Origin of the sequence: Microbacterium sp., assembly GCF_031178525.1 — a bacterium.
Taxonomy (GTDB): Bacteria; Actinomycetota; Actinomycetes; order Actinomycetales; family Microbacteriaceae; genus Microbacterium.
On record NZ_JAPSJA010000121.1, the window covers coordinates 1 to 7,895 of the forward strand.

The 7,895-nt window shown below is 70.4% G+C and carries 6 protein-coding genes and 1 pseudogene; 2 read left to right on the forward strand and 5 right to left on the reverse strand.

Going from position 1 to position 7,895, the window contains the following annotated elements:
- Positions 1–359: 359 nt before the first annotated feature.
- The 5 genes from RIF89_RS08885 to RIF89_RS08905 form a co-directional block, all read right to left on the reverse strand.
- Positions 360–1,235 carry an alpha/beta hydrolase gene (locus RIF89_RS08885; protein ID WP_309068763.1) on the reverse strand — a complete coding sequence of 292 codons (876 nt, stop codon included), beginning with the start codon at positions 1,233–1,235 and terminating at the stop codon, positions 360–362.
- 48 nt (positions 1,236–1,283) lie between these two features.
- Positions 1,284–1,598 (reverse strand): hypothetical protein, encoded by a 315-nt coding sequence (locus RIF89_RS08890; RefSeq protein ID WP_309068764.1) that lies wholly within the window; start codon positions 1,596–1,598, stop codon positions 1,284–1,286.
- 12 nt (positions 1,599–1,610) lie between these two features.
- Positions 1,611–2,453: an alpha/beta hydrolase gene (locus tag RIF89_RS08895; RefSeq protein ID WP_309068765.1), complete on the reverse strand. Its 843-nt coding sequence runs from the start codon at positions 2,451–2,453 to the stop codon at positions 1,611–1,613.
- A gap of 41 nt (positions 2,454–2,494) precedes the next feature.
- Complete coding sequence (locus tag RIF89_RS08900; protein WP_309068766.1) at positions 2,495–3,319, reverse strand: alpha/beta hydrolase; 825 nt, start codon at positions 3,317–3,319, stop codon at positions 2,495–2,497.
- Positions 3,320–3,432: 113 nt separating this feature from the next.
- Positions 3,433–6,153: an AAA family ATPase gene (locus tag RIF89_RS08905; protein ID WP_309068767.1), complete on the reverse strand. Its 2,721-nt coding sequence runs from the start codon at positions 6,151–6,153 to the stop codon at positions 3,433–3,435.
- A 103-nt stretch (positions 6,154–6,256) separates the two neighbouring features.
- Here RIF89_RS08905 and RIF89_RS08910 point away from each other — a divergent pair, with 103 nt between their 5' ends.
- Together RIF89_RS08910 and RIF89_RS08915 are read left to right on the forward strand one after the other, a co-directional pair.
- A complete protein-coding gene (locus RIF89_RS08910) occupies positions 6,257–7,636 on the forward strand; it encodes a M20/M25/M40 family metallo-hydrolase (RefSeq protein WP_309068768.1) in 1,380 nt (459 codons plus the stop codon).
- Positions 7,633–7,895 (forward strand): annotated as a pseudogene (locus RIF89_RS08915) (MFS transporter); the annotation flags it as partial. The gene RIF89_RS08910 and the pseudogene RIF89_RS08915, both read left to right, overlap by 4 nt.

The window sequence follows — 7,895 nt, forward strand, 5'->3', positions numbered from 1 at the left end:
TTAACGAGATAACCCTGCATCCTCGGCCCGCTTCTCGCAGATTCGCAAGCACTGTCGAAACCGATCAGCCCCGTGAATCCTTCTCGTGAAGGAGGCGTTGTCGCACTGTTGAGTTGCCAGGCCCGCCAGAGCGGGCCATCCCGGTGACGAACACCGAGCATCAAAGACTACAACGGATCCAACGGCGATGCCATTCCCGGCCGGCGATCGCCGGCCTCGTGGCCCTCGTCGCGACGCCAACCGGGCATCCGCGGCGCCTCGACAAACCTCGCCGAACGGGCCCGGGCGAAGCGAGCGGGCATGCCCGAGCATGCCCGCTCGCAGCGACGGCGCCTGCTCCGCCCGAGCGGCGCCACTGCTCAGCGAGCAGCGGCCACGATCAGAGACGTCACGGCGCTCGACGCGGTGATCATCGGCACGTGCGAGGTGCGCACCTCGACCGTGGTCGCATCCGCGCGCTCGGCCATGAAGCGCTCGGCCTCCGGCGGGATGATCCGGTCGTACTTCGCCACCATGTACCAGCTCGGGATCGACTCCCAGGCGGGCTCGCCCGACGGCGTGAGAAGGGCGGCGACGGCGCCCGGACGCTGCGAGGCCGCCATCGTCTTCGCGAGCGGTTTCGGCACATCCTGCGCGAAGATCTCGGGGAAGACGGCGGGGTCGATGTACGCATCGGCGTCGTTCTCGGCGGCGCCGGGGAACGGCCGGATCACCAGGTGCTCGGTGACCGTCGAGTGACCACCTCCCAGCTCCCCCGCGGCCGCGACAGATTCGCCCTCGGCCGGCGCGTACGCCGCGATGTAGACGAGGGACTTCACGTCCGGGTCGCCGGTCGCCGCATTGGTGATGACGACGCCGCCGTAGGAATGCCCGACCAGCACGATCGGGCCCGAGATGGTCGACAGGAACTGGCGGAGGTACTCGCCGTCGTACGCGGGTCCGCGCAGCGGGTTGGAGAACGCGATCACCGGATATCCCTTGGCCTGCAGGGACGCCGCCACCTTCGACCAGCCGCTCGAGTCGGCGAAGGCACCGTGCACGAGCACGATGGTCGGCTTCGCCTTCGGGGTGGGATGGCGACCGACGTCTACGACGACGGCCGCTCGTTCGCTTGCGGAGCGGGTGTGCTCGGCAGCAGCGGCGGGCGCGCTGACGCCCACGAGGGCGGACAGGCCGAGGGCGACGGTCACGAGGACGATGAGGCGTTCTCTGCCGGTCTGACGATTGCGGATCATGGGAGTTCCTTTCGGGGTGGACGGGATCGGGCGGATGGGACGGGGCGTTCAGACCGCGACGGGGATTTCGTCGGGAAGCCAGCGGGTGCGGTCGCGGATGTGTGCGGGAGCGGCGGCGACGGCGGCGCGCATCCCGTGCTCGCCGTCCCGGAAGTGACTCCAGCCGTCGTAGTGCGCGGGCAGCGCCACGCGCGGCCGGAGTTCGCCGATCAGGCGGACGGCGTCGTGTCCGGTCATCGTGTAGGTCAGCGGCCCCGTGATCCCAAACCGCACGCCGCCCGGGTCGAACGCGGGATCGATGAGGATGCGCCAGCCGAGAAGCTCGACGAGCATGGTCGGTCCGCCGACGCGCGTGACCTTCATCGTCGGCTCGCGTCACCGCGCAACGCCGGCCCGCGGCCGCTTGGCGTGCGTCAGCGCCCACTCGAGCGCGTAGTCGGCGACTTCCTCCCAGCCGTCCTGGCTCACGATGCGGTGAGTGCGGCCCGGGAACTCCTTGCGCTCGACGAGCGAGGGACCCTGTGCGTACTTCTTCAGCGTGGCCTTCTGGATCGCGGGCGGCGCGACGTGATCGATCCCGCCCGAGATCAGCAGCAGAGGCGCGCGGTCGGGCTTGCGGAAGTCGACCCGCGTGATCCCGGACTTCGGCTTCGGCAGCGAGAGCACGCCCTCGAAGAACACGCGGTTCACCGCATTCACGGCGCTCTTGTCCCACTCCCTGTCGGATGCGGCACGGCTGAGGTCGTTGCCGAACGTGTAGTGGAAGTGCGCCTTGCTGAGTGGGCTCGCCTTCCGCATCCGGAACGGGTTGGACAGGATGGGCAGCCCCGTCCGCAGCGTCGAGAACGGCAACGAGAAGACGCCGGCCGGCTGCCCGGGCTCGACGCCGACGCCCGCAATACCGAGCCCGCGGTCGAGCAGCATCTGCGTGAAGATGCCGCCGAACGAGTGCCCCATGATGATCGGCTGCTGCGGCAGCGCGCGGATGATGCGGTCGTACGCATCGACGATGTCCGTGATACCGCGGTTCTCGAGCGGCTTGGGGTTCTCACGCACCTCTTGCGGAGTGCGGTCGTCGATGCCGGGCCAGCCCGGAGCGATGACGTCGTGTCCCCGGGCGCGGTACCGGCCGGCCCACGTGTCCCAGCTGGATGGGGTCATCCACAGGCCGTGAACGAGCACGATCGGTGGCTTCTCCTGAACGTTCTGCATGCTCATGGCGGGTCCTTCCGGGAAGGGAATGGGTGGAGGGAGGCGGATCAGGATTCGATGAAGGCGAGGATGTCGCGGTGCAACCGCGCGGGCTCCGTGTCGGGAAGTCCGTGTGCGCCGCCCTCATAGATCAGCAGCGTCGCGCCGGAGATCTGCTCGGCCGACAGCCGACCGCTGACGTCGAACGGCACGATCTGGTCGTCGTCGCCGTGGATCACAAGGGTGGGCACGGCGATCTTCGCGAGGTCCGGGCGGAAGTCGGTCGCGGAGAAGGCGGCGACGCATTCGTACGCGTTGTGGGCGCCCGCCGCCATCGACTGCAACCAGAACGCGTCGCGGATCCCCTGCGACACGTCGCCGTTGCGGTTGTTGCCGAAGAACGGTCCGTCCGCCAGGTCGCGGTACAGCTGCGAGCGATCGTGTTCCACTCCGGCGCGGATGCCGTCGAACACGTCGATCGGGACGCCGTGCGGGTTGTCGTCCCCCTGCACCATCAGGGGAGGGACGGCCGATACGAGCACGAGCTTCGCCACGCGGGCGCCGCCGTGGCGGGCAAGGTAATGCGCCACCTCCCCGCCACCGGTCGAGTGCCCCACGAGTGCGACGCCCTCGAGGTCGAGGGTGTCGAGCAGACACGCGAGATCGTCCGCGTAGGTGTCCATCTCGTTGCCGCCCCACGTGCGGCTGGAGCGGCCGTGTCCGCGACGGTCATGCGCGATCACGCGGTGGCCGTGGTGGCTCAGGAACAGGGCGGCGGCCTCCCACGCATCGGCGTTGAGCGGCCAGCCGTGGCTGAGCAGCACAGGGCTGCCACCGCCATCCCAATCGAGGTAATGGATCTGTGCTCCATCATCTGCAGTCACGTACGGCATCGGTGCCTCCTGAGGGGGACGGGGCGGATGGGATAGCCGTCATCGTCCTCGCGAGCGCGCGGAAGCGCACCACGTGGTGCACGTAGTCGTGACCGCTCCGGGCCCGGAGCGAGCTACAGTTCGGCGGCGCGGTCCGTGAGCTGGCGGCGGGAGTTGACGCCGAGCTTCCGGTAGATCTTGCGCAGGTGGTAGTCGACCGTGTTGGGACTGATGAACAGCGCGGCGCCGATCTCGGCGTTGGTGGCTCCGCCGGCGGCGAGCCGCGCGACCACCGCCTCCTGCCCCGTGAGGTCGCTGCGTGCTGCTTCGATCTGCTGCGTGTCCTCCCCCGACGCCGCCAGCTCCCGCCGCGCACGCGCGGCGAATCTCACGGCCCCCGCGCCGTCGAGCAGATCGAGCGCGAGGTGCAGTTCGTCCTTCGCCTGGCGGCGGCGTCGCGTGCGACGCAGCCACTCCCCGTACAGCAGGTGCGCGCGGCCGAGCTCGCCGGGCATATCGATCTCGTCGAGGTGGCGGATGGAGGCGACGTAGTGCGTCTCGGCCTCCGCGTCATCTGCGGTCAGCGCGAGGGACCGTTCGGCCATGCCGTACGCCCACGGCCTGCCGCTCAGCGCCGCGTAGGTCTGAATGCGTGAAGTCATCTCCACGGCCGCCCGGCGCTCGCCGCAGCGCACAGCAGCCTCGACGAACTCCGCCAGATGGTGGTGCGTTGCCTGCACGAACGGTCTGTCCACCAGCATCCGGAGCTGCTCGTACGCGTCGCGGTAGCGACCATCAGCGATGCGGCCGATCGACAGGGACGCCTTCGCGATCCGGACGACTCCCTGCCACCCCGCGGCATCCAACTCGGCGGTGATCCGCTCGATGACCTCGTCGGGCGCGCCCGTCCATGCGAGCACGGCCGGATTCACGATCTGCTGATCCTCGTACCCGACCGCGCGTCGCAGGTCAGAAGCCTGCTCGATGCATCCCTGCGCGCGACGCAGGTCTCCCGCGGTGATCGCGACAGAGCTCAGCACCCACAGCGCGCCGTCCGCCTCGCGCAGCGCACCGCGCTCGCGCGCAATGCGCACCGCGCGCTCGAGCAGCCGCACGGCCGCGGGAATGTCCCACAGTCCGAGGGCCGGCGTGACAACGACGAAGCTCAGTTCCAGCAGCGAATCTTCATCGAGTGCCTCCAGCATCGCCAGTGCTTCCGCGAGGTGGGGAGCCGCGACCTCGTAGGGCTCGAGCATGAACGCGCTCAGCGCGCGCAGGACGACCGCGAACGGGCCCTCCGAAACCCGGGCGCCCTCGCGAAGCCGCCGGCCGAGCTGCTCGAGGGTGATGCCGGACATGTCGTGCTCCACCACGAGCGCGAAGTTGAAGGCCTGAAGAAGCATCCGCTGCTCGAGATCGGGGACGATCCCATGGAAGAGCTCCGCGGCCTCCAGCAGCATTGCCGCGCCCGCGCGGAGGACGGGGGGATCGGAGAGGAAGAGGCCGCTGAAGGCTTGCACGCAAAGCAGACGACCGCGGTCGACGGCGCCGAGGTCCCTCGCGTCCACCGTGCTCACCAGCTCGAGCGCGAGCCGTGCGGCGCCCGCACGAACGGCCGCCTCGCCGGCTGAGATCAACAGCGAGTCGCGCAGCGCCGCGTCGTTGATCAGGTCAGCCGCCCGCGCGAGCAGCCGTGCGCGCGACGACTGGCCGCCGCGGGACTCCGCCTGAGACGCCAGTGCGATGAGCTCGTTCACGACGTCGGGGTCCGGCGCCACCGCGGCCGCGTGCCACGAACTCACTTCGCTGAGCCCGCGTTCCGCCGTCTCGTGCCGCAGCGCCGCGTGCACGGCGCGTCGCTCAGCGTCGCCTGCCGCGTTGTAGACGGCCGAGCGCACCATGGCATGGCGGAACCGTATCCGGTCGCGGATCTCCACAAGACGCACGGCCTCCACCTCGGCGGCTGCGGCAGGTGCGAGAAGGAGCCGCCCCGCCGCCGCGCGCACCACCGCCTCGTCGCCCCGCGACTCCGCCGCAGCGAGGAGCAGCCATCGCCGCGCATCGGCGGTGAGATGCTCGACCCGAGCAAGGTAGTGACGCTCGAGCCGTCGACCGATGGGAACAGGCGACCCTCCCAGCACGGTGCGCGTGAGCTGATGCGCGTCGTGACCTTCCGCGACCTCGGTGAGGGCGAGCGGGTTGCCCCCCGTCTCGGCGATCACCTGACCCGCGACCCCCGGATCGAGAGACGCACTGAGGTGGTGCCGCAGCAGCTCTGCCCCCGCCTCGAAGTCCAGTCCCTCCAGGCGGATGGTCTCGACGCCGCCGAGCGCGCGGATGACGCCCTCGTCGTCCCGCGCGGCGAACAGCAAGCCGAGCTTCTCCGCCGACAGGCGCCGCGCGACGAAGCCCAGCACCTCGATCGACTCCTGATCCAGCAGATGGGCGTCGTCGACGACGCACACGAGCGGGCGCACCTCCGCAGCGGCCGCGAGCAGGGACAGCGTGGCGAGCGCCACGAGTGCCGGGTGGGGTGCGGCACCCTCGCGCAGACCCACCGCGACCAGTACCGCATCACGCTGCCGCTCGGGCAGCACGTCCAGCTCACCGGCGAGCGCACGTCCCAGCCGGTGCAGACCGCCGTAGGCGATCCGCGACTCGACCTCGTATCCGTCGAGGCTGACGATCCGAGCACCCCGCTCCGCCACGGTCGCCTCGCCGAGGAGCGTGCTCTTGCCGATCCCCGGATCGCCCACCACGAGGACCGCACCGGCGACGCCGTTGCGCACGCCGGCGATCAGGGTGTGCAGGCGCTGCAGCTCGTCGATGCGTCCGAGGAAGGGGGGTCGGCTCATCTCAGCAGGAATCTACTGCGCGCGATCCTCGTCGCGGAAGCTTGGTCATCCGGCTGCTGCCCGGGTTTCCTACCGAGCGCGCACCACCAACTAATGTGAGCGCATGGCAGACCCGAGCCACGTCCCTTCCGCGTACCCGAACGACGACATCCCGCGCCGCGACGGCGCCACCGAACGGCTCGCGCGCATGATCCGCATCCCGACCGTCAGTGCCGAGTTCGCCGCGCGCGGCCCGGCCCCTTTCGAGGAGTTCGTGGCCCTGCTGGCCGAGCTGTATCCCCGCGTGCATCAGACGCTGGAGCTCGAGCGGATCACCGACCTCGGGCTGCTGTATCGCTGGCGTGGCGTGAGCGACGCCCCACCCGTCGTGCTGATGGCGCACTATGACGTGGTGCCGGCCGACGCACTCGACGGCTGGACGCATCGCCCGTTCGACGGCGTGATCCACGACGGCTGGGTGCACGGTCGCGGCGCGCTCGACGACAAGGGCCCGCTCCTCGTGATCATGGAGGCCGTCGAGGACCTGCTCGCGACGAGCTTCACCCCTGCGCGCGATGTCTACCTCTCGTTCGGCGGCAACGAGGAGACCTTCGGCGACGCGGCGAAGGCCATCGCGCAGACCATGCGGGAGCGCGGCGTCGTGCCGTGGCTCGTCGTCGACGAGGGCGGCGCCGTGGTCGACGCCCCCCTGCCGTTCGTCTCCGGGCGTGCGGCCATGATCGGCGTGAGCGAGAAGGGCGTCGCGACGTTCCGGATCGAGACCCGCGGCGAGGGCGGGCACGCATCCGCGCCCCACGGCCCGACCGCGATCGGTCGCATCGCACGGGCCCTCGACCGCCTCGGTCCTCGCACGTTCCGCGCCCGCATGCCCGGGACCATCGCGCGCATGCTGCGGAGCTTCGCCGAGCGCAGCGACGGCGCCCCGCGGCTGCTGCTGCGCACACTCGCCACGCTGCGCCCTGTCACCGCGCAGGTGTTCGCGCTGCTCGGCGGCGAACCGGCCGCGCTCATGCGCACGACGATCGCCGCCACGATGGCCGAGGGCGGATCGGCCGCGAACGTCCTGCCGTCACGCGCATCAGCGACGCTGAACGTGCGGATCCTGCCGGGCGAGACCGTCGCCGGATCCCTGCGGCGCATCCGGCGACGGATCCGCGATCCGAAGGTGAGCGTCGAGGTGCTGGAAGGCAACGATCCGTCGCCCGAGTCGCCCGTCGACGGTCCCGAGTTCGCGGCCGTCGCGGGCGCGGCGCGCGCCGCGTATCCCGATGCGGTGCCCGCGCCGTACATCATGATGCAGGCGAGCGACGCGCGTCACTTCCACCGCTTCAGCCCCGCGGTGTACCGCTTCGCGCCGCTGGCGATGTCGTCCGCCCAGCGTGCGGCGATCCACGGCGTCGACGAGCGCGTCGACGTCGAATCGCTCGCGCGCGGCCGCGACTTCCACGTCGCTCTGATCACGCGCCTCACGGACGACGCATGACCGCCGTCGCCACCGCAAAGCCGAGGCTCGGAGCGCTCGCGGGCGTCGTGGGCTTCCTGGCGTTCGTCGAGTTCACGAGCGGCGTGCTGCAGGGCTACTACACGCCGATGCTGACCGACATCGCGCGGCACTTGGGCATCCACGACGCCGATGTGAACTGGCTCGAGGGCTCGCAGCTCATGCTGTCGGCGCTCGTCGTGCCGATCTTCGCGAAGCTCGGCGACATGGTCGGTCACAAGCGCATGCTGCTCGTCTCCAC